The organism is Alcaligenes sp. YSL9 (assembly GCF_030515105.1).
Taxonomy (GTDB): Bacteria; Pseudomonadota; Gammaproteobacteria; order Burkholderiales; family Burkholderiaceae_B; genus Alcaligenes; species Alcaligenes phenolicus.
Genome location: NZ_JALXJU010000002.1, coordinates 943726 through 969607 on the forward strand (window position 1 = coordinate 943726; position 25882 = coordinate 969607).

At 59.2% G+C, this 25882-nt stretch carries 20 protein-coding genes; 14 read left to right on the forward strand and 6 right to left on the reverse strand.

The annotated features are described in order from the left end of the window. The first annotated feature begins 99 nt into the window (after nucleotides 1-99). The 14 genes from M2Q46_RS12490 to M2Q46_RS12555 all read left to right on the forward strand — a co-directional run bounded on the left by M2Q46_RS12490 (nucleotide 100) and on the right by M2Q46_RS12555 (nucleotide 16622). Entirely contained in the window at nucleotides 100-1302 is a 1203-nt protein-coding gene (locus M2Q46_RS12490) for an ABC transporter substrate-binding protein (protein ID WP_230940611.1), read from the forward strand. An 8-nt stretch (nucleotides 1303-1310) separates the two neighbouring features. Beyond that, a complete protein-coding gene (locus M2Q46_RS12495; protein ID WP_035268872.1) occupies nucleotides 1311-2180 on the forward strand; it encodes a branched-chain amino acid ABC transporter permease in 870 nt (289 codons plus the stop codon). Continuing rightward, on the forward strand, nucleotides 2181-3119 hold the full coding sequence (locus M2Q46_RS12500) for a branched-chain amino acid ABC transporter permease (RefSeq protein ID WP_302357341.1): 939 nt from the start codon (nucleotides 2181-2183) through the stop codon (nucleotides 3117-3119). It abuts the gene before it with no gap. Next, entirely contained in the window at nucleotides 3116-3874 is a 759-nt protein-coding gene (locus M2Q46_RS12505; RefSeq protein WP_302357342.1) for an ABC transporter ATP-binding protein, read from the forward strand. The genes M2Q46_RS12500 and M2Q46_RS12505 overlap by 4 nt, the downstream gene beginning before the upstream one ends. Further along, complete coding sequence (locus M2Q46_RS12510) at nucleotides 3871-4587, forward strand: ABC transporter ATP-binding protein (RefSeq protein ID WP_009462853.1); 717 nt, start codon at nucleotides 3871-3873, stop codon at nucleotides 4585-4587. The genes M2Q46_RS12505 and M2Q46_RS12510 overlap by 4 nt, the downstream gene beginning before the upstream one ends. Before the next feature lies 1 nt (nucleotide 4588). Further along, a complete protein-coding gene (locus tag M2Q46_RS12515) occupies nucleotides 4589-5275 on the forward strand; it encodes a 4'-phosphopantetheinyl transferase superfamily protein (RefSeq protein ID WP_060186115.1) in 687 nt (228 codons plus the stop codon). 41 nt (nucleotides 5276-5316) lie between these two features. Then, nucleotides 5317-6963, forward strand: a complete 1647-nt coding sequence (locus M2Q46_RS12520; RefSeq protein WP_060186114.1) for a (2,3-dihydroxybenzoyl)adenylate synthase — start codon at nucleotides 5317-5319, stop codon at nucleotides 6961-6963. Beyond that, complete coding sequence (locus M2Q46_RS12525; RefSeq protein ID WP_003804459.1) at nucleotides 6960-7205, forward strand: phosphopantetheine-binding protein; 246 nt, start codon at nucleotides 6960-6962, stop codon at nucleotides 7203-7205. The genes M2Q46_RS12520 and M2Q46_RS12525 overlap by 4 nt, the downstream gene beginning before the upstream one ends. Before the next feature lie 21 nt (nucleotides 7206-7226). Continuing rightward, nucleotides 7227-11150 carry a non-ribosomal peptide synthetase gene (locus M2Q46_RS12530; protein ID WP_060186113.1) on the forward strand — a complete coding sequence of 1308 codons (3924 nt, stop codon included), beginning with the start codon at nucleotides 7227-7229 and terminating at the stop codon, nucleotides 11148-11150. A 3-nt stretch (nucleotides 11151-11153) separates the two neighbouring features. Continuing rightward, nucleotides 11154-12404 carry an enterobactin transporter EntS gene (gene entS / locus M2Q46_RS12535; RefSeq protein ID WP_302357343.1) on the forward strand — a complete coding sequence of 417 codons (1251 nt, stop codon included), beginning with the start codon at nucleotides 11154-11156 and terminating at the stop codon, nucleotides 12402-12404. A gap of 97 nt (nucleotides 12405-12501) precedes the next feature. Then, complete coding sequence (locus M2Q46_RS12540; protein WP_302357344.1) at nucleotides 12502-13899, forward strand: YncE family protein; 1398 nt, start codon at nucleotides 12502-12504, stop codon at nucleotides 13897-13899. A gap of 68 nt (nucleotides 13900-13967) precedes the next feature. Then, entirely contained in the window at nucleotides 13968-15173 is a 1206-nt protein-coding gene (locus M2Q46_RS12545; RefSeq protein WP_239055006.1) for an isochorismate synthase MenF, read from the forward strand. A 14-nt stretch (nucleotides 15174-15187) separates the two neighbouring features. After that, the gene (locus M2Q46_RS12550; RefSeq protein ID WP_239055005.1) at nucleotides 15188-15826 is read left to right on the forward strand and encodes an isochorismatase family protein; all 639 of its coding nucleotides are present in this window, start codon (nucleotides 15188-15190) and stop codon (nucleotides 15824-15826) included. Nucleotides 15827-15839: 13 nt separating this feature from the next. Further along, nucleotides 15840-16622: a 2,3-dihydro-2,3-dihydroxybenzoate dehydrogenase gene (locus M2Q46_RS12555; protein ID WP_035268474.1), complete on the forward strand. Its 783-nt coding sequence runs from the start codon at nucleotides 15840-15842 to the stop codon at nucleotides 16620-16622. A 669-nt stretch (nucleotides 16623-17291) separates the two neighbouring features. On the opposite strand, the gene M2Q46_RS12560 is transcribed toward M2Q46_RS12555, so the two are convergent. From M2Q46_RS12560 to M2Q46_RS12585, 6 genes are all read right to left on the reverse strand, one after another. Next, a complete protein-coding gene (locus M2Q46_RS12560) occupies nucleotides 17292-18869 on the reverse strand; it encodes an alpha/beta hydrolase-fold protein (protein ID WP_035268476.1) in 1578 nt (525 codons plus the stop codon). 109 nt (nucleotides 18870-18978) lie between these two features. Then, complete coding sequence (locus M2Q46_RS12565) at nucleotides 18979-20526, reverse strand: methyl-accepting chemotaxis protein (protein WP_302357347.1); 1548 nt, start codon at nucleotides 20524-20526, stop codon at nucleotides 18979-18981. 164 nt (nucleotides 20527-20690) lie between these two features. After that, complete coding sequence (locus M2Q46_RS12570; RefSeq protein WP_302357349.1) at nucleotides 20691-22307, reverse strand: EAL domain-containing protein; 1617 nt, start codon at nucleotides 22305-22307, stop codon at nucleotides 20691-20693. A gap of 311 nt (nucleotides 22308-22618) precedes the next feature. Continuing rightward, nucleotides 22619-23350 (reverse strand): DsbC family protein, encoded by a 732-nt coding sequence (locus M2Q46_RS12575; protein ID WP_268381075.1) that lies wholly within the window; start codon nucleotides 23348-23350, stop codon nucleotides 22619-22621. A gap of 39 nt (nucleotides 23351-23389) precedes the next feature. Beyond that, entirely contained in the window at nucleotides 23390-24583 is a 1194-nt protein-coding gene (locus tag M2Q46_RS12580) for an FAD-dependent monooxygenase (protein WP_302357350.1), read from the reverse strand. Then, a complete protein-coding gene (locus tag M2Q46_RS12585) occupies nucleotides 24580-25875 on the reverse strand; it encodes a murein transglycosylase A (RefSeq protein ID WP_302357351.1) in 1296 nt (431 codons plus the stop codon). Before M2Q46_RS12585 ends, M2Q46_RS12580 begins: the two co-directional genes overlap by 4 nt. Nucleotides 25876-25882 lie beyond the last annotated feature (7 nt).

The following is a 25882-nucleotide window of genomic DNA, read 5'->3' on the forward strand; positions in this document are numbered from 1 at the left end:
AAGACCATAAAATGATAATGATTAACATTTAGTAGCGCAGCCTCCTGCCTGAGATGTCCTGCCAGGCAAGCTTGGCTTTCTTACGGAAAATAAGATCTCGTGACTCTCTCCCCTACCCGTGCTGGACGTCGCCAGCTTTTGCTGGCTGCCGCAGCCAGCCCTTTGCTGTTTGGCGTTCCCCGCCTGCTTCGCGCCCAAGACGGTCCCCTGAAAATTGCCCTGCTGACATCTTTGTCCGGCCCCTTCGCCTCCCTGGGCGAAAGCATGCGCGCCGGTCTGGAGTTGATGCTGCAACAGTGCAATTACGAGATGGGCGGGCGCAAGGTGCAGTTGCTGGTAGAAGACGACCACGGCAAACCGGACGAAGCCATCCGTAAAGTGCGCAAGCTGATCGAGCGCGACAAGATCGACGTTCTGGGCGGTGTCATCAGCGCCAATATCGCACTGGCCATTCGTGACATCGTGCACGATGCGCAACTGCCTACCTTCATTTCCAATGCCGCTGCCAATGGCCTGGCTCGTGAAGCAGCCAGCCCCTACGTATTCCGCCCCACCAAAACCAGCTGGATGCTGGGCCACACCGGCGCCTTGTGGGCCTTCGAGCACATTGAAAAATCCGGCGGCATCACGCTGGGTTCGGACTACACCGCTGGCCGCGAATACATTGAAGACTTCGCCAATACTTATCAGGAACAAGGCGGCACGCTGGGCGAGCGCATCTGGACACCCCTGGGTACGCCCGACTTCGCGCCCATCCTGATGAATCTGGCTGCCAGCAACCCCAAGTTTGTCTACACCTTCCTGGCCGGTGCCGACGCTGTGCGTTTCCACCAGCAAATGCAGGACTACCAACTGCACGGCAAGATCCAGATCGTGGGCCCCGGTGCCCTGTTCGATCAGGAAGACGTGATTACCGCTGTGGGCGAAGCTGCTTTAGGTGGCGTCAGTACCTTCCACCAATCGCCCGGCGCTCCGGCTGCCCAGGACTTTGTGGCTGCTTACCAGGCCAGCCGTGGCCGTTTGCCCGGCGAAGCCAGCACCTCCGGTTACGTGACCGGCCAGGTCATCAAGGCCGGTCTGGATGCGGTCAAGGGTGATCTGTCCAACAAGGCGGCCTTCAAACAGGCCCTGCTGGACAAGCCTATCAACACCGCCTTTGGCCCCATGGCTTTTGACCCGCGCAATAACCAGTCCATTCTGGATATTTACGTCAACCGGGTGGAAAAAGACGCGCAAGGTCGCCCCTTTAACACGGTGGTCCACACTTACCAACGTATCCAGGACCCCGGCCCGCGTTCTTGAGCTCCACCTTGTCTTATTTTCTGCTTCAAATCCTCAATGCCCTGTCCTTCTCAGCACTGCTGATGTTGGCGGGGCTGGGGCTGTCTTTAGTGCTCAGCCTGATGAACTTCATCAACCTGACACACGGCTCTTTTTTCCTGCTTGGCGGCTATATCAGCGTCCAGTGGCTGGCATCCGGCGCGCCCTGGTGGCTGGCCTTTCCCGCCGCTTTCGCACTGTGCGGGCTGATGGGCCTGTTGCTGGACCGCTTCCCCTTTCGCCAGTTCTACCAGCGCACCCACTTGATGCAGGTGCTGCTGACCTACGGCCTGTCCGTCATTCTGGCGGATTTGATGCGCTGGGGCTTCAGCGCCGACACGCTCTCGCCCATGCTGCCGCAAGTGCTGCGTGGCGGGGTGTGGATCATGGGCCTGCCCTTCCCCACCTATCGTCTGTTCCTGATCGTCACCGGCCTGACGCTGGCCTTGCTGTTCTGGTTCCTGCTGGATCGCACCCTGTGGGGTGCCGCCATTCGCGCTTGCGTGCAGGACGCCCAGATTGTCGAGACCCTGGGCTTGAACTCGCGTCGCCTGTTCGCCATCGGCATGGCGCTGGCCGCCGGCCTGGCCGGTTTGGGCGGCGCCCTGGGCGCAGGCATGCTGTCGGTTTACCCCGGACTGGATGAAGAAATCCTCTTGCTGGCCTTGCTGGTGGTGGTCATTGGCGGCTTGAACTCGGTACGCGGCACCTTGCTGTGCGCGCTGATTCTGGGTTTCGTCACCACCTTTGCCCGCGTCTGGGTTCCAGCCTTTGCCAATGCCGCCACCCTGGCCGTCATGCTGGGCCTTCTGCTTTGCTGGCCCAATGGCTTGAGCAAATCCGCTACGCGTCAGGTTTAAATGAACAAGCTCAACACCTGCATGCTGCGCACTGGACTTTGGCCTGCTCTGGCTTGCCTGGTCTTGCTGAGCAGCTATTTCTGGGGCGACGCCTTCTTATGGCGCTTTGGCACCGAAGCTCTACTGATCGGTTGCGCTGTCCTTAGCATCAACCTACTGATTGGTTACGGCGGCCTGGTCACCCTGGGCCACGGTGCGGTTTTCGGCTTTGCCGCCTACGCCACCGCCGTCAGCAGCCAGTATTGGGGCGCGTCCCTGCCGCTGATGCTGCTGGTGGGCATTGTGGCGGGCACCCTGCTATCCATATTGATGGCGCTGATCAGCCTGCGCAGTTCCGAGCTGTTTTTCATGGTGGCTACGCTGGTCGCCGGGCAATTGATCTGGGAAGTTGCATTTCGCTGGCGTGATGTCACGGGCGGTGCCGATGGCCTGCGCGGTTTCCCGCGTCTGAGCCTGGGCGATCTGCCCTTGAGCGCCCCTTACACCCTGATGATTCTGGCCCTGGCGCTGGCGGTCATCTGCTGGTTGCTGCTGCGTTCTTTCAGCCGCGCCCCAATCGGGCTGGCCTTGACCGGTCTGCGCGATCAGCCCTTGCGCATGGCCGCCCTGGGTTATCAGGCATGGCGTATCCGCCTTTACACCTTCATGATTGCAGGTGCGGTAGCAGGTGCTGCTGGCGGCCTGTATCCCTTTGCGAATCAGTACGTCAGCCCGCAGCAAGTGCATTGGAGCTTCTCGGCCACGCTCATCATCATGGGTGTGATCGGTGGCATACGCACCTGGCGCGGCGCATTTATTGGGGCCACCTTCTATCTGTTTGCCCAGACCTACCTGAGCTCCTACACGGATCGTTGGCAGTTACTGGTAGGTTTGATCTTTGTGCTGACAGTTCTGTTCATGCCCAATGGTCTGGCAGAACGACGCAAGAGGTCTGCATGAGCGTTTTATTAAGCACTCGCGAACTGGCCTTGCATGTAGGCGGTCTGGATATCCTGACGGACGTCAGCCTGGAGCTGCGTGCGGGCGAAACCCTGGGGCTGATTGGCCCCAATGGCGCAGGTAAAACCACACTGTTCAACATCATCAGTGGTCTGGCCACTCCTTCCAGCGGTCAGGTGTTCCTGGAAGGCAAGGACCTGCGCAGTCTGGGCCCGATTGAACGCGCCAAACAAGGTATGGTGCGCAGCTTTCAGACCAGCCGTATTTTTCCTGAACTGACCCTGCTGCAAAACCTGGCTCTGGCCGTGCGCATCAAAAAAGATTGCGCCTACCACTGGTGGGGCCGCAAGGCCGCCCGCGCCGCCAGCCAAGAAGCAGCCGAAGCATTGCTGGAACATAGCGCCCTGGCCGGCCGGGGCCATGTGCTGGGTCGATCCCTGTCCTATGGAGAGCAGCGCATTCTGGATTTGCTGATCGCCCTGGCGCAGCAACCCCGCGTGCTCTTGCTGGACGAGCCTACCGCTGGTCTGTCCGAGTCCGAATCGCGTGAAGTCATGGCATTGGTCCACGCCATGCGCGGCCAATGTGCCGTGCTGCTGATCAGCCATGACATTGATATTGTTTTCCAGGAATGTGACCGGATTGCCGTGCTGTCATCGGGCACCTTGTTGACCTGCGACACCCCGGACGCCGTGCGCCAGCACGAAGGCGCGCGTCAGGCCTATCTGGGTGAACTGGCTTTGGAGGCGGCATGAGCACAGCGCTGAACATCTCCGGCCTGCATGCACGCTACGACCGTGCCGACATTCTGCAAGAAATTTCGCTGGATATCCCCGCCGGGCAAAGTGTGGCCCTGCTGGGCCGCAACGGCGCCGGAAAAACCAGCCTGCTGCACTGCCTGTTCAATATGGGCCCGCAGTGGAGCGGACAAATCAATGTGCACGGGAAAAACATTGCAGGTTGGCCCACGCACAAAATCGCCCTGCTGGGCATGGCTTTGGTGCCCCAAGGCCGAGGCCGTTTCCCAACGCTGACCGTGCAGGAAAGCCTGCGTTTGGCCGGGCTGGCACGACGTCCGCGCTCGGATGATCGTTGGACGCTGAACAGCATCTACGAAGCCATGCCGCGTCTGTACGAACGCCGCCAGTCCTCCTGCTCCGCCTTGAGCGGTGGCGAACGACAATTGCTGGCACTGGCCCGTGCGCTGCTGACGCAGTCCTCCATTATTGTTCTGGACGAACCCAGCGAAGGCCTGGCTCCCATGACGATTCAGGACACCTTGCTGCCGCAGCTGCAAACGCTGAACGAGCAAGGCATTACCGTACTGATCGCCGAACAGAATTTAAGTCTGGCTCTGCAGTTGGCCGAACGCGCTTTGTTATTGGGTAATGGTCAGCTGGTGTATGACGGCCCTGCCGAGCAACTGCGCCAGGACGCCGCCCTTTTGCAACGCCATTTGGGACTTTGACATGCTGTCTGTATACAGTTTGTCGCTTCCCTTGCCCGACGGTATGGAATCCTGGTTACGAAACCAGGTTCCCGACCACACCTTGGCGGTGATTGCCCGTCGCAGACAGCAGTCGGACCAGCATTTAAGCCTGCTGGCCCACGGTGCGCTGCGCCATTTTCTGGCGCCCTTGCTGGGCTGCACGCCACGCGCTGTTCCTATCGCCCATCTGGAACATGGCAAGCCCGTGCTGGATCTGGACGATGCCGATCTGCACTTTAGCCTGTCGCACAGCGGCGAGCGTGTGCTGATTGGAATTGCCAACCGAACTATAGGCGTAGACATCGAGGCCATGCGCCTGCCCGTCAAAGCAGGGCTGGTCGAACATTGCAGTGTGCCGTCCGAGCGTTCCTGGCTAAAGAGCGATCTGGACTTCTACGCGCTTTGGTGTGGCAAAGAGGCCGCCCTGAAACATGCAGGCACGGGTTTTCATATTCAGCCTCAAGAATTATCCTTGGACGGTCACCCAGATCATGGATGCACCGTACAATCCCCCCATCCCATCTTGCAAGGTTTGGTGGTGCACAGTCACCGGCCGGTGGAAAACTATGCCGCCGCCATCTGCCTGAACACCCCCTTTGCTCCGTGGACAGTCAGCTTTTTGGACAGCGCTCAACTGCCTGACACCAAGCTGACTGAGCACGAGTAAATCTGACAAGCCTACTTATTTATGTAATAGTTCTCATTACCATGATGAAATCTATTCCTGTTGAACAAATTTGGCCTGACGCTTTTGCCCAGCGATACCGCGATGCTGGACACTGGCAAGGGGAAACTTTTGGCGCTTTGCTGCGCACGCGCGCGCAAAACCACCCGGAACGCGAAGCCATTGTTGGCGGCACCCAGCGCTGGACCTATGGCGCGCTGGACCAGTACGCCAGTCAGATCGCGGCGGGCCTGCTGCAAGCCGGTCTGCGCAAGGGCGACCGCGTCCTGGTGCACCTGCCCAACATCCCTGAGTTTGTCAGTGTGATCTTTGGCCTGTTCCGTGCCGGTCTTTTGCCCGTGTACGTCCTGCCTGCGCACCGCATCACCGAAGTCGAACACTTTGCCAATACTGCTCAAGCGCGCGCCTATATTGGTGTGGACGCTCATGCCGGTTTTGACTACCTGCCTTTGGTGCGCGAACTGCGTGAACGCTGCCCACAGGTCGAGCAGGTTTACATCGTGGGCGACGCACAAGAATTTACGTCCCTGGCCCAGTTGCAAAGCAGCGCTGCCAATGTAGACGTACCCGTATCAGCGGCCCAGCCTTCCGAAGTGGCGTTCCTGCAAATCTCGGGGGGCAGCACCGGCTTGTCCAAGCTGATCCCCCGCACGCACGATGACTACATCTACACCTTGCGCGAGAGCGCCAAGATTGCCGGACTGGACGAGAACAGTGTGTTTCTGGGCGCTTTGCCCATTGCCCACAACTTTCCCATGAGTTCACCCGGTTTTCTGGGTGCACTGTACGCCGGAGCCAGAGTGGTGCTGAGCCCCGCCCCCAGCCCGGACGTTTGCTTTGAGCTGATCGAGCGCGAAGGCGTAACCGACACCAGTCTGGTCCCCCCGCTGCTGATGCTGTGGATGGATGCAGCCACCAAGACCGATGCCAAGCTGGATTCGTTGAAAGTAATCCAGGTGGGCGGTGCCAAATTGAACGCCGAAGCGGCCAAGCGCGTACGTCCCACTCTGGGTGTGACTTTGCAGCAGGTGTTCGGCATGGCCGAAGGTCTAGTGAACTACACCCGCCTGGACGATCCCGAGGACACCATCATCAACACGCAGGGCCGTCCCATCAGCCCGGACGATGAAATCCTGATCGTGGACGACAACGGCAATCCGGTCGCCCCTGGAGAAACCGGCTATCTGCTGACACGGGGCCCTTACACGATCCGTGCCTACCACAACAACCCCGCGGCCAATGCCCGCTCCTTTACCGAGGACGGCTTCTATCGCACAGGCGACGTGGTACGCATGACACCCGAAGGCTACTTGATGGTTCAGGGCCGTGCCACTGACCACATCAACCGCGCTGGCGAAAAAATCTCCGCCGAGGAAATTGAAGATCATCTGCTGGCTCACCCGCAGGTCTTTGATGCTGCCGTGGTATCGGTGCCCGACGAGTTTCTGGGTGAGCGCAGCTGCGCTTTCATCATCCCCAAGGATGACAAGCCCCGCGCGATTGAACTGAAGAAATGGATACGCAGCCGCGGTCTGGCCGACTTCAAAGTGCCGGATCAAATCGTGTTTGTGGACCGTTTCATGGAAACTGCGGCCCTGAAGATCAGCCGCAAGGAATTGCGCGCCCAACTGCGCGAACAACTCGAAAACACAACGCAAGAACAATCATGAGTACTGCACTTACCCTGGAACGCATGCGCGCAGATATTGCCGCCATGCTGCATGAAGACCCCCAGGACATTCTGGATGATGACAATCTGATCGACCTGGGTCTGGACTCCATGCGCGTCATGACCCTGGCCACCCGCTGGCGCGAAGCTGGCGCTCCTATCGAGTTTTCCGAGATGGCCTCGGTGGTCACCTTGGGCCAGTGGTGGTCCCTGATCGAACGCGCCCAACAGAACGGCCGTTGATTTTCTTACTGCAACACGCTTATGTTTAGCTCCCCTTCCGAACTGCCATTGCGCCCCCTGACCGAAGCACAAGAAGGTCTGTGGTACGCCCAGCGTTTGGACCCGCTCAACCCGATTTTCAATACCGGGCACTGCACGCATATCCATTCGGCGCTGGACACCGCGCTGTTTGCGCAAGCCATCAATCTGACGCTGACCGAAGCCGATGCCTTGACCTTGCGCATGGTGGACACGCCAGACGGCCCGGCCCAGTACCTGCGCCCGCAAGAACCCATTCAACTGGAAATTGTGGACCTGTCTGCCCACGCAGACGGGGCCGAACAAGCCCAAACCCAGCTGATGGCGGACCTGCGCACACCGCTGGACCCAACCGTTGCGCCACTGGCACGGCACATCCTGTTTGTACTGGGGCCCAAGCACCATCTTTGGTATCAGCGTATCCATCATCTGGCCGCTGACGGCTATGGCATGGCACTGATCGAGACGCGAGTGGTCAAGCTCTACAAGGCCCTGCTAAGTGGCCGTGAAGATCATGGGCATGCGCTGGAATCGTTCACCCTTTTGCAGGATGACGATCAAAGCTATCGGAATAGCGAGCGCCGCAGCAAGGACAGACAGTTCTGGCTGGACACATTAAGCGATGCAGAACCCGCCCAAAGCCTGAGCGAATCCCAGGCTTTGAGCGACCATCATTTCCTGCTGGCACGCAGCGCCGTCAAGCCCGAACTGACAGCCAGCCTGCAAGCATTGGCACAAAGCAGCGACATCAGCTGGCCAGACATTCTGACGGGCCTGACCGCCGCCTATGTGCGCCGTCACACCCGCCAGGACGAATGCACGGTGGGCGTGCCCTGGATGGGCCGTCTGGGCCATATCAGTGCCCGTATCGTCTCCACCGTCATGAACGTGGCTCCGCTGCGTTTGCAGATCGACGAATCCCAGCCCTTGAATCAGTACCTGATCCAAGTTTCCAAGGCTCTGCGTCAGGCACGTCGTCATGGCCGCTACCGTAGTGAACAACTGCGCCGTGATCTGGGTTTGCTCGGTGGCATGCGTCGCCTGCACGGCCCCATCATCAACGTGCTGCCGTTCGATGCACCCTACGAACAAGCGGGCCTGACCGCCAGCCAGACCGTGCTGTGCGCTGGCCCCGTGGAAGACTTGAACTTCACCTTCCGCGCCCAACCCGATGCCAGTGGCTTGCGTCTGGAAGTGGAAGCCAACCCGCGTCTGTACACCGACGCACAGATTCAAACCCATCTGGTCCGTCTGGAGCAGTTCCTGCTGCGCGCTTTACAGGCTGAAACCCTGTCTGCCGTGCCGACCTTGACGGATGCCGAACACCACCACTGGATTGAGACCGTCAACCAGACTGCTCACCCGGTCCCTGAAACAACGCTATGGGCACTGATCCACGCCCAGTTGCAGGCTCACCCGGAACAAAGTGGCCTGGAGTTTGAAGGCAAGAAGCTCAGCTACGCCCAGATCAACGAACAAACCGCCAATCTGGCCGCGCAACTGCGTCTGGCCGGTGTGCAGACCGGCGATATTGTCGCCGTGGCCCTGCCTCGTTCGCTGGAGCTGGTGCTGTCCTTGCTGGCTATTCACCGTGCTGGTGCTGCCTACTTGCCGCTGGATCTGGACCAGCCTGCCGATCGCCTGAACACCATCTTGCAGGCCGCTCAACCGCGACTGCTGGTTGGCCAGCCCGGTTGCACGCTCAATGCCTCTTTGCTGGTCCCGCAGCCTGAACAAACCTGCACTGCGCCAGACTGGGCCGCCGCCGGTCCGCACGATCCTTCCTACCTGATCTACACCTCCGGCTCTACCGGCACACCCAAAGGCGTGCTGGTTAACCACGACGCCATCGTCAATCGTCTGGTATGGATGCAAACGCACTACAGCATTGGTGTCGGTGATCGAATTTTGCAGAAAACCCCGGCCACGTTTGACGTGTCGGTGTGGGAGTTCTTCCTGCCCTTCCTGTCAGGTGCAACCTTGGTCGTCGCCCCACCACAAGCGCACCGCGATCCGGCTCATATTGCCCGCCTGATGCGCGAACAAAGCATCACAGTGCTGCACTTTGTGCCCTCCATGCTCAGCGCCTTCCTGGATGAGCCTGCCGCTCGTGGACTGGCTCCGCGTCTGGTGTTTTGCAGTGGTGAAGAACTGTCGGCCGCTACCCGCGACCGCTTCCATTCTTTGCTGAACGCCGAGCTGCACAATCTGTACGGCCCAACCGAAGCTGCCGTGGACGTGTCCTACTGGCCTGCGTCGCGGGATGACCAATCCCAGCCTGTGCCCATCGGTTTCCCCGTATGGAACACCGCCCTGTACATTCTGGACGAGCAGTTACAACCTGTACCGCCCGGCGTGGCCGGTCATCTTTACCTGGCTGGCCGACAGTTGGCGCAAGGCTACTGGGGCCGCCCGGACCTGACTGAAGAACGCTTTGTGCCCGACCCTTACGCCCTGCATGGCGACCGCATGTACGCCACCGGCGATGTGGCCCGCTGGCGTGAAGATGGCGCGGTTATTTTCCTGGGCCGCTCCGATCACCAGATCAAACTGCGCGGTCAACGTATCGAGCTGGGTGAAATTGAAGCCTTGCTGGCGCGTCACCCCGATGTGGCCCACGTAGCCGTGATTGCCCGTGAAGACATACCCGGTCAAATGGCGATTGTGGCTTACTGGGTACCGCAAGCAGGCAGCCAGTGCACGGACAACACGCTGGCCGCTTATGTAGGCGAGCACTTGCCGTCCTACATGGTGCCCAGCGCCTGGATCAGCCTGGATGCCCTGCCGGTGACGGCCAACGGCAAGCTGGATCGCAAGGCCCTGCCCGTCCCTGCCTTGCAGGCCCGCTCGGCAGGTTTGCCGCTGGACGGTGCCACTCAGCACCAAATTGCCGCCGCTTTCGCCACCGTGCTGGAAAGCAGCGAAGCGTTTTACGCCGACGACGACTTCTTCGCCCTGGGCGGACACTCGCTGCTGGCTGCCAAATTGGCCTTGATACTGCGCGAAGCACGCGGTCAGGCCGTATCAATTGGCACTATTTTTGAATACCCCACTATTGCCCGTCTGGCCAAACATCTGGATCAGTCTGGCAGCGCAGCAGCCGATGGTTTTGGTCCCATCATCGCCTTGCGTCCGGGGCTGAACGACCAGCCCGCGCTGTTTGTGGTTCACCCGGCCGGTGGTTTGTCCTGGTGCTATGGGGCACTGGCACGTCACCTACCTGCCGGCCGCGCTGTTTATGGCTTGCAAGCCAGTGTGCTGTCTGACGCCTCGCTGGGTCTGGATGGCAGCCTGGATGCCATGGCCAAAGTTTATGTGGATCGTATCGAGCAAGTTCAGCCTCATGGCCCCTACCATCTGGCAGGCTGGTCCGTGGGCGGCATTATTGCTCAGGCCATGGCCGTAGAGCTGCGCCGTCGCGGTCAACTGGTGGGCATGTTGTCCTTGCTGGACGCCTACCCTAGCGATGCGTGGCGTAATGAACCGCCTCCCGAGCCCAACGCCATCTACAAGGCCCTGCTGCATATCGCAGGCCATGACCCGGACAGCTTGCCCGACGTTTCCCTGACCCGTCAGGGTGTGGTGGACTTCCTCAAGCGCAGCGGTCACCCGCTGGCCGAGTTGCCCGACACACGTCTGGACAGCGTATTCCAGGTGGTGGAGAACAATAACCGTCTGGTGCGTCTGTACGAGCATCACGCCTATGACGGCCCCATGCTGTACTTCCGTGCGGCGCTGGACCACGCAGGCACACAATTGCATCCCGATTTGTGGAAGCCCTATGCAGGGCAGCTGGACGTGCATGACATTGCCTCCTTGCACGCTCATTTGACCGGTACTGAAGCCGTGGCCATCATGGCCCCGCTGATGGACTCGGCCATGGCTTTTGCCGAACAGGCACAAGCCCAACCTGAACTCGATGTATAAGCCATGTCTGTAAGACGTTTCTTTCTGGATATCTCGCCACTAATCGAAAGTCGAGCATTCCGCTTTGCCTACTTCGCTCGGGCCGCCACGGTGCTGGTCACCGGCATGTTGATGGTGGCTGCCAGCGTGCAGCTTTATGAGCTGACCAAATCCAGTGTGGCCGTTGCCTTTCTGAACGTATCCATGGCCACCCCCATGGTGCTGGCACTGATTGCCGGCGGTGTCTTGTCGGACCGCATGGACAGGCGCAGCCTGATGGTCTGGTCGCGCAGTGTCTACATCATCAGCGTGGTGCTGTTCCTGCTCAATACGCTGCTGCCCAACCCGCAGGTCTGGTTGATCTATGTGGCCGCGGCCATTGGTGGTGCGGCAGGCGGGATCAGCGTCCCGGCCATGATGTCCGCTACCCCGGCACTGGTCGGTCGAGACAAGCTGGCCGCTGCGGCCGCCCTGTCCGGTCTGGCCATGCAGTTGGGCGGCATTATCGGCCCCGCACTGGCTGGCGTGTTGATCTCCGGTCCCGGCCTGATTTTCTGCTACGTGATCGTGCTCTGCGGTGTCATCATCACCCCTTTGCTCTTGCGTGCTCTGCCGCCCTTGCCTCCGCAAGCGGGCAAGCAGCCTCAGAAAAACGCCTTCCAATCCCTGCGTGATGGCCTTGGTTTTGTGGCCAGCCACCCCTTGCTGCGCGCCCTGTTGCTGATTGATCTGGCTGCCCTGATTCTGGCCACGCCTTTGGCCCTGATGCCCGAGTGGGGCGACACTATTTTGAAAATGGGCGCCACCGCCACCGGCTATCTGTATGCCGCTCCGGCTGTGGGTGCCACGCTGGCCGCCCTGTCCAGTGGCTGGTGCCGTCAGGTATCCCGCCCAGGTGCCGCCATCGTGATTGCCGTACTGATCTGGGGCCTGGCGGTAGCAGCCCTGTCCGTGCAAGCGACCCTGTGGTGGGCACTGCTTTGCCTGGCCATCATGGGTGCTGCCGACACCATCTCCAAAATCATGCGTATGGCGCTGGTTCAGCACCACACCCCCGATTACCTGTTGGGCCGTGTCTCCAGCTTGTGGATGACGCAATATTCCCTGGGCCAGGCCCTGGGCAATATGCAAATGGGTTATCTGTCCCGTCTGCTGGGCCCGGCAGTCGCCGTGGCCGTGGGTGGTTTGGCCTGTGCCGCTGTCGCTTGCGGTTTCGGCGTGTTTAACCAAGGCCTGCGTTCGGCCAGCAAACAGGATGGCCCGCCCAATGCCTGACATCTCGATTTTGTTCTACCCACGCCTGCTGCACGCCTGTAGAAAGATCTCCTACATGGACCGTCTTGTCGACCGAACCTTTATTTAGGATTAAAAGATGCTAATCAATGTCAATTGCATTCGCCGTACCCCTGCCGCACTGCTGCGCAAGGCCGGCCTGAGCGCAGCCGTCCTGTCCCTGTCCCTGGCCAATGCCTTTGCAGCCCCCGCTTTTGACCAGCCTGATGCTGACTTTCGCGGTTCCCTGAATGCTGCTGGCGTGGTCTATGCAGGCTCCGAAGCCCAACTGGCAGGCCGTGGTTTCACCCCCGGCCAGGAAGTGATCCTGCTGCAAAACGGTCACACTCTGACCCCTCAAGCCCTGGTTGCCGACAAAGAAGGCAATCTGAGCACCAAGATCACCATCCCCGCTGACGCCGCTGTGGGCGTGCACCCTGTGGTCATGCAAGTCAGCAAGCCCTCGACGGCCGACATCTTCAATCTGAAGGTGTCCCCAAAAGTTGAGCTGAGCGGTCAGGACAAATTCGAACTGCAATCCCAGCACCTGGTTCCCGGCTTGTACCAAAGCGCCTACAGCCCCAAGAACAAAGTGCTGTTCGTGACTTCCGCCGTGGGCCGCCCACCCGTCAAGCAGTCGCAATTGGTGAAAGTGAACCCCAAGACCCTGGCGGTTGAAGCCAGCGTGACACCTGCCGCCCAAAAAGGCCGTGACGATGGTCAGGTTCAAGCCGTTTACGGTGTGGACGTGGACGACAAGCAAGGCAATGTCTGGGTCACCAACACCCGCAGCAGCTCCATTGCTGTCTACAGCCAGAAAGACCTGAAACTGGTCAAACAGTTTGAAGACGGCGTCGTCAGCCACCCACGCGACGTGGTTGTAGACGAGAAAACAGACCGTGCCTACGTGTCCTCGCCCGGCGCCAACACCATAGCTGTATTCGACACCAAGAAGCTGACTCAGCTGGACCCGATCGAGCTGCAATCGAAGACCCGCAACAAGCCCGGCAGCATGAGCCTGATTCTGGACGCTGAAAAAGACCGTCTGTACACCGTCAGCGCCAGCACCAACGAGCTGATCATTATTGACCTGAAAAACGGCAATGCTCAAACCGTCTTCCCCGTGCCCGGTGCACGTGGTCTGGCTGGTGTGTCGGTAGACAGCAAGAATGACCAGGTCTACGTCGCCGCCCAAGGCAGCGACAATCTGCTGATCATCAATGCCAAAGACGGTGCCGTTCAGCACGACATCAAGATCGGTGCCGGTGCCCTGAACGTGGTCTTCGATCCCAAGACATCCCTGGCTTACGTGGCCTCCCGCGGTGCGGGCACCGTGACGGCCGTGAACGGTAAGGGTGAAATCGTTGCCAACCTGGACGGTGGCAGCTTCCCCAACCACGTCTCCCTGGATGGCGAAGGCAATGCCTATCTGGTCAACAAATCCAAAGGTAAGGATGACCAGACGGCTGACCGCATCACACGCCTGCACCTGAAGTAAACCGCCCGATGCGCCCCTTCCATGAAAAGGGGCGCCAAGGCAAAACCCTTGCCCCAAAAAGGACTCCTATGAATAGCCGTATAGCCGACCAAGTCCGCCATGCCACCATTGAAGAATGGTTAGGTCATTACCAGGCCGACAGCAGCGTATTTGCCTCTCCCACCGTCAGTTTGATGGCACACGGCACGGCACTGGAGCGGCATACCAACAATGCCCAAGGGCGACTGCTCTCTGATGCCCAAGCCTTGCTGGCGCAAGCCGCTCAGCAAGGTCTGGACGCCCCCCTGTTGATGGGAGTGATCCCCTTTAACCCGACTCGCCAGGCTTACCTGCGCGTTCCCAAAGAATATCAGCGCGATCCCGTGCTGCTGCGCCCGGTACAGCGCCCGCCGTTGGCCAAATCCAGCAACAGCATTGCCAGCCAAAGCCTGCTGCCTGATGGCGAAGGCTACGAAGACAGCGTCAGCCGCATCCTGGCCACGATGCGCGAACAGAACATTTCCAAAACCGTGATGGCCCGCACTGTCACCATCACCCTGAACGAAGCCCTGGACCGTCAGACTGTGTTGAGCAATATGCTCCACAGCAATCCTGCCGGTTACACCTACGCCCTGCCCTTGCCGGGCGGCAAGGCTCAAGACCCGGATCTGTTTTTTGGGGCCAGCCCCGAGTTGCTGGTGCGTCGCCAGGGCGATCTGGTTACCGTCAACCCGCTGGCAGGCACCGCCCCCCGCTTTGCCGACCCACAGCGCGACCAGGCCAGCGCCGACAGCTTGATGGCCTCCAGCAAAGACCTGCGCGAGCACGCCTACGTCATTGAAGACGTGGTGCGTATCCTGTCCCAGTTCTGCGACTCCCTGGACGTGCCTGATGGCCCCAGCCTGACCAGCACCGCCAACCTGTGGCACCTGTCCACCCGTATCAGCGGCCGTTTGCGTGACCCATCCGTCACCTCTTTGGAGCTGGCACTGGCCATGCACCCCACGCCGGCCGTTTGCGGCCTGCCCACCCAGCCCGCCATGCAGGCCATCGAAGCCACTGAAGTCTTTGATCGCGGCTACTTTGCAGGCGCCATAGGCTGGAACGACCACGAAGGCAACGGCGAATGGGCAGTCGCCATTCGTTGCGGCCATTACACCCAGCAAGGGCTGACCTTATCGGCTGGCGCCGGCATTGTGGACGGCTCCGTCCCTGCCCTGGAACGTCAGGAAACCGGCAATAAACTCATGACCCTGATCAACTCATTGGGTCTGGCCCAGAACATAACAATCTAAAGGAGACACGATTCATGACCATTCACGCCTTGCCCAGCTACGAACTGCCTCAAACCTCCGTAGCCAACCGCGTCAATTGGCGCCCACAGGCCAATCGTGCCGCCCTGCTCATACACGATATGCAGACCTACTTTCTGCAGAAATACGATATGAGCCAGGCTCCTATCCCCATGTTGATCGAACGCATTGCCGCCCTGCGCGAGGTTTGCCACAAGCTGGGAATACCCGTGTTCTACACCGCCCAGCCTACCGAGCAGCCCGAAAAAGACCGCGCCTTGCTGAACGACTTCTGGGGCCCCGGCCTGACCGCCAGCGAATTCCACAGCCAGCAAGCCGTCGTGCCCGAGCTGACACCGGCCGAAAACGACATCATGCTGACCAAGTGGCGCTACAGCGCCTTCCAGCGCTCCGACCTGCGTGAGCAACTGCGCAATCTGGGCCGCGATCAACTGATCATCACCGGCGTTTACGCCCACATCGGCTGCATGACCACCGCCCTGGAAGCCTTCATGCAAGACGTGCAGCCCTTCCTGGCCATCGACGGCGTTGCCGACTTCTCGCTGGAAGAACACCACATGGCGATCCGCCACGTCTCGCAACGCTGCGGCGTCAGCCTGACCTGCGCCGAAATCCAGGACAGCCTGCAAAGCTAAACAGGAAGCACACATGAGCACACAAGAATTTGCAGGTGAATGCATAGCCGTCACGGGCGCGGCCCGTGGCATTGGCGCTGCCGTCACCCAACTACTGCTGGAACGAGGCGCCAGCGTCATCGCCCTGGACCTGGACGTAGAAGGACTGACCCAACTGAGTCAATCCGAATACAGTGATCGGGTTTCCTGCCACCTGGTCGACATCAGCCAAGCCGATGCCGTCGATGCAGCGCTGGCCCAAGGGCAGGAAAAACTGGGCCCCATTCATCGTTTGGCCTGTGTCGCGGGCGTCCTGCAAATGGGCCGCATCACCGAGCTGAGCAACGAACAATGGGATCGCACCTTTGCCATCAACACCACCGGCGTCTTCAACGTCTGCCGCAACGTGGCCAAAGGCATGATCGAGCGCAAACAAGGCGCCATCGTCAACGTCAGCTCCAACTCCGCCGCCACACCACGCATCGCCATGGGTGCCTACGCCGCCTCCAAAGCCGCCGTCACCCAACTGAGCCGCTGCCTGGGCCTGGAACTGGCCCCACACGGCATCCGGGTGAACATCATCTCCCCCGGCTCCACCGACACCCCCATGCAACAAGCCATGTGGGCACAAGGCAGCTCGCGCGAAACCGTCATCGCGGGTTCCGGCGAAAACTACCGCCTGGGCATCCCCCTGCAAAAAATCGCCACCCCCGAAGAAATCGCCGAAGCCGTCCTGTTCCTGCTCTCGGACCGCGCCAGCCACATCACCCTGTCCGACCTGCGCGTGGACGGCGGTGCCACACTGGACCAAGGCTAAACAGCCAGACGCAAAAAAGGGCGGAATCTCCGCCCTTTTTTATTGCCCATCGGAACGAGGCCGGACAAAAGCATACGAACATCCCTACTAGTGACAGTGCCGATAAGGACTGACCACCTATTGCCAAGTCAAGGAAGAATACGAACGAACCGAAACATCGTAAATGCGGCTCAATGAAGACAGACTCAGTCAGGTCAAATCGAATCAGGTCAGGTCAGGTCAGGTCAGCATCAGATTAGACCTGCTCAGTGCAGGTAGCCTCCTATCAGCTACCTCTTAATTCCGTCGAGTCTGTGAACTAGATCGAGCAGCTCCAGCGTGCCAACCGCCCCCGCCAACAACCGTTGAAAGCAGGCCCACTCAAGAGCACTGCCACCATGCTGTTCGGGTCGGGGCAGGCTCAGGCGGGGCGGATCAGAGTGCTTGCCGCGGGCCTGAGATTGCGTAGGGATGCAAGGGGCCTGCTGTTTGAGCCAGGCGCTTGTACTTGGTCCGGGGGACCAAGTACCTGGCGAGTTCAGGCCCCGCCCGTAGCAATCTCAGGACAAGGGAACTGGTGCGCAGCACCAGCAAGCGCTCAGCCCCGCCGGAGCCTGCCCCGACCCGAACAGCCCCCCGGTCCAGCCTCCTGAGCCCGCCTATAGCCCGTCCCTCACAGCTTAAGTCCAGCTACTTCTTGTTCTCGACCGGAGCCTCAACCTGCTCAATCCCGAACAAATGCTCCAAACCCAAAGCCAAAGCATCCCGCCACGCCACAAAATCATGTGCCGTCGCACTTTCCACGTAACGCACGTCATACCCCCGCGCCCGCAGCACATCATCCAGATGACGATTAGCCTGCACCAGGCTGACATCCCGGCTGGAGCCTGAAGACTCAAACACCCCGGCGCTCATATAAATCTTCACTGGCACAGCTTCTGAGTCCGCCATCTGCCGCGTCAGCCACTGCCCACGAGCATCACCCGTCGGAGCCCACCAGAACGACCCCGACATGCTCAGAACATTGCCAAACAGCTGCGGCAAACGCCAGGCGGCATTCATGGCAGCCAAACCACCGTAGCTGGAGCCGCCAATCGCCGTCTTGTCCGCTGTCGACTGCACCCCTTGGGCCTTGAGCCAAGGCATCAACTCCTTATCCAGAAACTTGATATAAGCCTCATTAGGCGGCAACTCACGAGCCCGTTCCGCCATGCCCGGATTGTCCACCAGGACCAGCCACATAGGCTCCACGCGCCCCTGCGCAATCAAGGTATCCAGCATGGCCGGCGCGCGCGCCAAATCCCGATAGTCCCGACCATCGAACAAAATCAAGGTGTGATCAATTTCCTGAGCCCGAGTGCCCGCAGGCTGATAAATCTGCACCTGCCGTTCCACACCCAAAGCCTCGCTGGGCAAGCGCTCCGTACGCCATTGCCCCTGCCCCAACTGCTGCGGCTCCAGGCTCACCACCTCGGCAGGTGCCTGCGTCAAACGCAAGACCGACTCACCATCAAACAGATCCTTGCTGTTTTCCGGCAAAGCCTTGGCATTATGAGGATCGCGCTGCAACGCCGCCCGCAGCACTTCGCGCGCCAGGTTCTGGCCCACATAAGGCACATCCGGCGCCATGCGATAGGCAAAGCGGGCATCACGCGGCAAATCGTAGGTGATGTACCAGATATCCGACTCACCCAAACGATGCATGCGATCGGTATACGAGAAAGGCCCGCCATGCAGACGCACCTCGTTCTGAGCACCGCGCCAGACAAACGTGACGCGATCATGCGTAGTGCTGTAGCGCTCCACCAAAGGCGAACCTACACGCTGCACATAGTCCCAGAAACCGCGAGACGGCTCGCCCGCGCGCAAGCGCATGCTCCACTGACGGATCACATCGCCTTGCAAAGGCTCGGCCTGAGCCGGCGCCTGGGGAGCCGTAACCGATTTAACCTGCCACTGATACTCGCCCTGCCCTTGCACACGCAAACGATACTCGCCCGCCGTGCTGGCAATAAAGCCAAAAGGGCCACCCCGTTCCGGTGCATCTGCCCAATGACGAATCGCCTTGCCATCCGGGCCGAACAATTCCAGCGCTACATCACCACTGTGCTGCCAACTGCCTTGCACCAGCTCATTTTGCTGCAAGCTCAGTATTCGTTCATGATGTTCGTGCGCCTGAACCTCACCTTGAGCCGAAGGCAGCGTAGCCGCCCAAGCCGACCCAACCATTCCCACCATCAATACAGCAACAACAGGTGCGCGCAACATACATCCTCCTAAATGCCGGTTTGCCGCAGGACAAGCCCAGTACCAAGAAGCAGTATACGATCAAAAATAATCAGCGCACCCCTTGGCTGGCGCGAGGCGGCGCCATTTATCACCCCAGACGGAAAGCCTGAATCAAACGATCCAGCTCTTGCACCTGCTCCTGCAACTCGCTGGAGGTGTGCGCCACCTGGTTCACCATTTCCGCGTTTTGCTGAGTGGCCGAATCCAACTGCCCCACCGCCACGTTGATTTGCTCGATACCAATGGTTTGCTCGCGAGTAGAAGCCGCAATCTCGTGCACAATCGTCATCACTTGCGAGCTGCCGGTGACCATCTCATCAATAACCTCACCGACCTGCCCCATCAATTGCACGCCTTCGCGGGTGCTATTGGAGGACGCTTCCACCAATTGAGCAATCTCCTGGGCTGACGCCGTCGTGCGCTGCGCCAGAGCACGTACCTCACCCGCCACCACCGCAAAGCCTCGACCTTGCTCACCGGCTCGCGCCGCTTCCACAGCCGCGTTCAAGGCCAGAATATTGGTCTGGAAGGCAATCGAGTTAATCACCGTGGTGATGTCCGCCACCTTGCCACTGGTATCGCGAATCGCGCCCATGCGGTCCACCAGTTCACTGACCATCTGACCACCATGCTGGGCCGTTTTCTGCACCTGGCTGGAGACTTCCTCGGCACGCATGGCGTTTTCTTCGCTCATGCGAACGGTGCCCGTCATCTCTTCCATGGCCGATGCTGTTTCCTGCAAGGCCGCGGCCTGCTGAGTCGTGCGACTGGACAGCTCCAGATTGCCCACAGACAGTTGCGCGGTATCGTCCGCAATCACACCACTGCTGTGTTGCAGCGTGCGCATCACCTCGTTCAATTTCAGGCGCATCTGCTCGATGGAGGCCATCACGCTATTGTCTGGAATCGAGCGTAGGGAATGAGTCACACGCAGATCGCCATTGGCAATGGCTTGGGCCGCTTCATGCAAAATTTTGGGCTCAGCCCCCAGCTCGGCAAAGATCTGGCGCGCCAGAAACACAGTAACCGCTGATACCAGCAGCACGATCAGAACAAACACGATTGACGAGCTGAGCAGATTCCTCAGGAAGCGCGCCTGAATATTGTCGATATATACGCCCGAGGTCAGCACCCAATCCCACTGCGTCACCCCTTTGCCAAAGGCCAGTTTGGGGGCATTGCTCTTGTCGCTAAGTTTGGGCCAGTGATACTCCAGAAAACCTTCGCCACCATTGCGGCCGATGCGGCTCATCTCGGCAAAAGGGTGCACCCCGTTGCTATCGACCACGGCACTGACGTCCTGGCCGTCCAGCTCCGGTCGGCTGGGATTCATGATGGACACCACATCGGTCGATAACACCGACACATAACCTTCCTGCCCAAAACGGATACTAGCGATGCGTTGCAGCGCCTGCTTTTGTGCCTCTTCCTTGCTCAGAACGCCTTTGCTGACCAGTTGCTGATAGTCCTGCGTAATGTTTGCTGCAATATTGACGATGTGCTGCAAACTACTTTTTCGCTCCTCCATCTGTGCCTGATAGAGCTGATAGTTCACAAACGCAAAAACCGCCACCAACGCCATCAAGCACAAGATCAATGGCAACCACAACTTCTGTTTCAAGCCCAAACGCATCATATTCCCCGAGCAACGCTGAAAAGACAGGTCCCAGGTACGCAAAAACCGACCGTGTCACCACGGTCGGCCTGCATGGAGGCCCCATCGAACAAGCTGGGTAACGGCCTCGGGCTTGAAATACTTAATTAAAGTTACATATCGAGATAATTGGATGCTAAGGCGGCTTACAAAACACTACCGCTCAAGCGTCGGGAAGCTTCGTGGCCTTGGCCAAAAGAGGGTTCGCTGCTGGCCAGAGTCAGCAAGAAGCCATCTTCAGACATCAATTCCGAGGTCAGACGCCCCTGGTAATGACCCAGCTCCAGATTCAAGGCAAGATCGCGCTGTTCCAGGTTATCGACGCCTTTGATAACCAGCTCAAAGCCCTGCTCGGTCAGTAAATGGCACGCGGTTTCCAGCAATGCCTTGAACGTCGATTCACGGCAGGCGCGTTGAATAACCTCGGCTTCCAGTTTGACGCCGCTAATTGGCCAGCCACGCAAACGGTTGAGCTTGTTGTTCTCAATATCGGGGCTGGTCAGCCAGACCTGAATGTCCTGTTCTTTCAGAAACTGCAAAGCCTGGATCAGTTCTGGTGTTTCTTCCAATTCCTCGTCGCTGAACAAGTCCAGTTCCACACAGCAAGGCTGCAGCTCGAACTGACGCAACATGCTGGGCATGCGCTTATAGATAGGCAGCAGCATATCGATGGGCAACTTCAGGCCAATATGGCTGGCACGCAGCGAATACTCCTGCCACCAGCGACGCACGTCAGCCATCAGGGTGCGCAGCATCCATTCGCACAAAGCCTGACGGTGAATGGCGTCAGGCATATGGCGCAGCACCAGATCCGATGACAGACGCAAGCCTGTGGGCGAGGTCCAGAACACCTGGGCGTCCACACCACTGTATTGGCCCGTACCGGTCGCCACGCGCAACTGATAAGAGAAAGACAGCGCTTCGCTGGCCTGGGGATCAAGCACATCCAGAGTTTCCAGCGCACGCAAGAGTTCCAGCGGCGTGGGCTGGGATGCTTCCTGCTCGTCGCGCTGGGCGTAAAACTCCATGATTTCAGTATCTTGCGGCTCTTGCTGGGCGATCAACTTGCCCGTAAAGGTGTAGCCCCAGCCGTGCACCGACTTGATCGGCAAGGCCACCCCTGCCTGACTGGCCTTGCGGCGCAAACGGCTGATCAGGGAATCCACTGCACGGCTGTCACTGGCAGCCAGGCCTTTGTCGCGCATCAGGTCTTCACGGCTGAAACGGGCATCCGCATGGCGGATGAATGCGTCCATCAATTGACGTTCGCTATGCGTCAGTTCCAGTCCCACCCCATTGGGAGCCACCAGAGTCCAGCCTTTATCGCGCAAGATCCATTCCTGCTGGCCACTCTGATCCTGAACCTCTTCCATCGCCTGGGTGGCACCCACGGCGGCATAAACATTACGGCGGCGCACGGCATGGCACCAGGCCATCAGCTCGGGAACTTGCACATCCATAGCCAGACACGCATCAGCACCCGTCAGCAGCAACTGCACACGAGCACTGGCAGACAGGCCGGACTGAACGGCCACAATACCCAGCGAGCCAAAGTCATTGCGCAATTTGGCCACCATCAAAGGCACGTAGCCCGTCTCAACAGGAAACAGCAACAGATCGGCCTGGCTCAGACGCGCCTCGGCTACCTTCTCCAGGGATCTGACAACGCTTGTCTTGGTACCGAAAACCCGCAGTTGCTCCAGCCAGTAGTGCAAGCCTTCGCCTTCTTCCAAAACAATCAACACGCAGCGTGCATGTTCCATAAGCGCCTACTATTTAATTATTGTCAGTCCCACGACGGTCCCGGCGAGGGCCGACAATACTATTTTTATCAATAGTTAGAATTATCACTTCTAGAATACGGAGCACAAAGTAAAGAATGGTCAAATGTGGCGTTTGAAATTTTTTGTCTTTAAAATAACGTCCGCCTTACCGCCTGAACCATCTCGGGATTATTTTCTAATCGCTGCTCTTTTAAAATCATGCCCCACAAATAATTATAGTTTCCATAACGATGGGACATAAAAAACCCGCTCGAAAGCGGGTTGTTCTAGCTCAAGACCAGCCAGAATACTTACTGGGCGGCAGCGTCCAGGCGAGACTGCAACTGGGCAGCAGGCAGCCAGCCATCAGCGCGGCTGCCATCAGCAAAGTAAATGGCCGGGGTGCCTTGAACGCGCAGTTTTTGTCCTACTGCCAATAACTGATCCAATGGATGCTCACACGAGGCTTTCTCGGGTCGCGCTCCGCCCCCCATCCAATCACTCAAGGTTTTAGCGGGGTTTTGGGCGCACCAGATGTCCTCGGCTTTGCGGCGGCTGTCCGGCCCCAGGATGGGAAACATCAGGCTATAAACCGTAACATTGTCGATCTCCTGCAAAGTTGTATGCAGACGTTTGCAATAGCCGCAATTGGGATCTTCAAAAACCACCATTTGACGGCTACCGTCGCCTTTTACCAGCTTGATGGCCTTATCCAGCGGCAAATCATTCAGCGACACACGATTGAGTTCCTGCATGCGCTGCTCGGTCAGATCAACACGAGTTTTGCTATCCAGCAAAGAACCCTGCATCACAAAGCTGGCCTGCGGGTCGGTGTAGAGCAAGGTGCCGCCCACTTCCACTTCCAGCAAATTGGGAAATGGTGTGGCGCGAATACCATCGACCGTCACGCCGGGGAAAGCGGCTTCAAAGACCTGGCGGGTAGTCTCGAAACGTGTGTCTACTTTGGCGGGGCTGGTGGCCTGAGCCAGGCTGCACAGCGACAAAAGCGCCAGAGCCAATACAGAACGAAGGTGCAACATCATGACGTACTTCCTTTGCTAATCGACAAGACCCTAGCGGCCTTAGAACAAGAGCGCGCCGGGGCTCACGCCGGCAGCATGCGCGATCAGGCGGCGTTTCACCCAGGGCAAGCGGTCCACCACTTGCATACCGGCATTGCGCAGCATGGAAGCCGGTGCTCCCGGTGCCGCAAACAGACGATACAAACCATCGGTGGCTGCCCGCATGGCCGCAATCGGTTCAGCGCGAGCGCGCTTGTAGCGATTGAGTACACGCATATCACCGACCGAATAATGCGGGCCACGCTCGGACAAGACCTTGATCAGGGCTTCGATATCGCCCAGACCCAGATTCAAACCCTGGCCAGCCAAAGGATGGACGCGATGCGCCGCATCACCCACCAAGGCCACACCGGGCGACACCAGGCCGCTACGCTCAAAGGTCAACGGGAAACCGTGTACCGGGCTACGCAAGCTTAACTGCCCCAAACGGCCATTGGATAAAGAGAACAAGCTGTTTTGCAGATACTGCGCCTGCTCCTCTGAGGGCATGGCCAACACCTTGTCGGCCTGCGCTTGCGGCACGGACCAGACCATGGAGACTTGCGGTTTGCCATCCACATCCGGCATAGGCAACAGGGCCAGAATCGAATCGCCAGTAAACCACTGCAAGGCGACTTGCTGGTGCGGGCGCTCCACGTTGAAGTGGGCCACCAAACCGGCGTCCCCATACTCACGACCATGATGCTCAATGCCAGCAGCAGACCGCAGGCCGGAACGGGCACCATCTGCCCCCACAAACAAATCGGCGCTGACGCGCTTCTGTCCGGCGGTGATGATGGTATTGCCTTCCAGACACTCGAAACGGTCTTCAATCCAGGGCACACCAAACACTTGCAAGGCCTGATACAGCGCCTGCTCCATCTGTCCGGACTCAACGATCCAGGCCAGATAATCCTGCGCGTCCTGCCAAGCATGCAGATTCAGGCAACCGCCGCCATCACCATGTACTTCCATGGCCTGCACTGGCGAAATGCGCTGGGCCGACATCAAGTTCCAGGCACCCAACTGCGTCAGAAAACGCTGGCTGGCGACCGAGACGGCGTAGACACGGGGGTGATACTGCCCTGCCGCCAGTTCCATAGGCTTGTAAGCGGGGGACAAGATGCTGACATCAAACCCGGCCTTGCGTAAACCCAGAGCGCTGGCCATACCGGCCAAGGCCCCGCCACACACCACAATTCGTTCTTTGCTCATCGTGCGCTCGGTGCTCCTGCCTGACGTGGCCACAACAGCCACATTTGACCTTGCTGCTTCATGCGCCCTGCCTGCGCACCAGCCTGATCGCCCGTGCCCCAGTACAAGTCGGTACGTGCGGCACCTTTAATCGCCGCGCCCGTGTCCTGAGCAAAAACCAGTCGCTGCAAAGGCTGGTTAGAAGCAGGCTGCGAGGTAGCCAAGTACACAGGCGTACCCAAAGGCACGTAAGTGGGGTCAATAGCCACGGAACGCAGACCAATCAAGGGAATGCCATAGGCACCTTTAGGGCCCAGCTCCGGATCCACAATGGCCTCTTCGCGGAAGAACACCATGGCGGTATTTACATTCATCATTTCCTGAACGCGATGCGGATTGCGCTTGGCCCAGGCCTTGATGTTTTGCATGGAAGTCTGCGCCAAAGGCATCTCGCCCTGCTTGGCCAGCCATTGGCCTACCGAGGCATAAGGGCGACCGTTATGGTCGGCATAGGCCAGACGCACGGCGCTGCCATCGGGCAGGACCGCACGACCCGAGCCTTGGATCTGCAGGAAAAAGCCTTCTACCGGATCTTCCGCATACACGATCACGGGTGGCTGGCGATCCTGCCTGGACACGATCTGCTCGCGAGTGTCGTAGGGCACAATGCGTTTGCCCACTTGCTTGCCGCGAATACGCTTGCCAGCCAGCTCGGGGTACAAGCTACCCAGGTCAATCGTCAGCAAATCATCCGGCGCAGCGAAAAGCGGCCATTGATAGCTGGAACTACGGGTACGCGAGGCCTTGAGCAAAGGTTCGTAATAGCCCGTGACCGTATTTTGAGCCACCTTGCCGTCGCCGGTCAGCAAACGCCAGGGCTGCAACTGTTGCTGCAGAAAATCACGTACAGCGGCCGTATCTTTGGTGTCAGCGTTCAAACCGGCAGAAGCCGCAGCCTGACAAACGGGCTGCCAGGCACGGGGATTGGCACGTGCGGGCATGGCCAGCGAACCGCTGACAGGGCGCATCAGGCCCTTGCAGTTATTGATGAAACCTTTCCAGACATGGTCCAGCGAATCAGCCTGCCAGCCCGGCAAGGCGGACCAGTTCACGGCTTGATAACGCCCTGCCAACGCACGCGCCGGGGTGTCCGGCAGTGCCGACAAGGACGGCACGCGCAACGGTTGCAGAGCGATATCAGGACCGCCTTCTGCTGTACCCGGAGCCGTTGACGAAGAACCCTGATCCCCAGGAATGGTGGAACAGGCACTTAATGCCAGCAGTACGGCTGGCACGCAATAAATTATCTTCATGGCTGGG

Bases quoted from the DNA above. Each gene is read 5' to 3' on its own strand.
- M2Q46_RS12545 (WP_239055006.1), top strand. From the start codon at position 13,968: ATGAATAGCCGTATAGCCGACCAAGTCCGCCATGCCACCATTGAAGAA.
- M2Q46_RS12515 (WP_060186115.1), top strand. From the start codon at position 4,589: ATGCTGTCTGTATACAGTTTGTCGCTTCCCTTGCCCGACGGTATGGAA.
- M2Q46_RS12550 (WP_239055005.1), top strand. From the start codon at position 15,188: ATGACCATTCACGCCTTGCCCAGCTACGAACTGCCTCAAACCTCCGTA.
- M2Q46_RS12575 (WP_268381075.1), bottom strand. From the start codon at position 23,350: ATGATGTTGCACCTTCGTTCTGTATTGGCTCTGGCGCTTTTGTCGCTG.
- M2Q46_RS12505 (WP_302357342.1), top strand. From the start codon at position 3,116: ATGAGCGTTTTATTAAGCACTCGCGAACTGGCCTTGCATGTAGGCGGT.
- M2Q46_RS12510 (WP_009462853.1), top strand. From the start codon at position 3,871: ATGAGCACAGCGCTGAACATCTCCGGCCTGCATGCACGCTACGACCGT.
- M2Q46_RS12530 (WP_060186113.1), top strand. From the start codon at position 7,227: ATGTTTAGCTCCCCTTCCGAACTGCCATTGCGCCCCCTGACCGAAGCA.
- M2Q46_RS12570 (WP_302357349.1), bottom strand. From the start codon at position 22,307: ATGGAACATGCACGCTGCGTGTTGATTGTTTTGGAAGAAGGCGAAGGC.
- M2Q46_RS12560 (WP_035268476.1), bottom strand. From the start codon at position 18,869: ATGTTGCGCGCACCTGTTGTTGCTGTATTGATGGTGGGAATGGTTGGG.
- M2Q46_RS12540 (WP_302357344.1), top strand. From the start codon at position 12,502: ATGCTAATCAATGTCAATTGCATTCGCCGTACCCCTGCCGCACTGCTG.
- entS (WP_302357343.1), top strand. From the start codon at position 11,154: ATGTCTGTAAGACGTTTCTTTCTGGATATCTCGCCACTAATCGAAAGT.
- M2Q46_RS12525 (WP_003804459.1), top strand. From the start codon at position 6,960: ATGAGTACTGCACTTACCCTGGAACGCATGCGCGCAGATATTGCCGCC.
- M2Q46_RS12580 (WP_302357350.1), bottom strand. From the start codon at position 24,583: ATGAGCAAAGAACGAATTGTGGTGTGTGGCGGGGCCTTGGCCGGTATG.
- M2Q46_RS12500 (WP_302357341.1), top strand. From the start codon at position 2,181: ATGAACAAGCTCAACACCTGCATGCTGCGCACTGGACTTTGGCCTGCT.
- M2Q46_RS12565 (WP_302357347.1), bottom strand. From the start codon at position 20,526: ATGATGCGTTTGGGCTTGAAACAGAAGTTGTGGTTGCCATTGATCTTG.
- M2Q46_RS12585 (WP_302357351.1), bottom strand. From the start codon at position 25,875: ATGAAGATAATTTATTGCGTGCCAGCCGTACTGCTGGCATTAAGTGCC.
- M2Q46_RS12555 (WP_035268474.1), top strand. From the start codon at position 15,840: ATGAGCACACAAGAATTTGCAGGTGAATGCATAGCCGTCACGGGCGCG.
- M2Q46_RS12520 (WP_060186114.1), top strand. From the start codon at position 5,317: ATGATGAAATCTATTCCTGTTGAACAAATTTGGCCTGACGCTTTTGCC.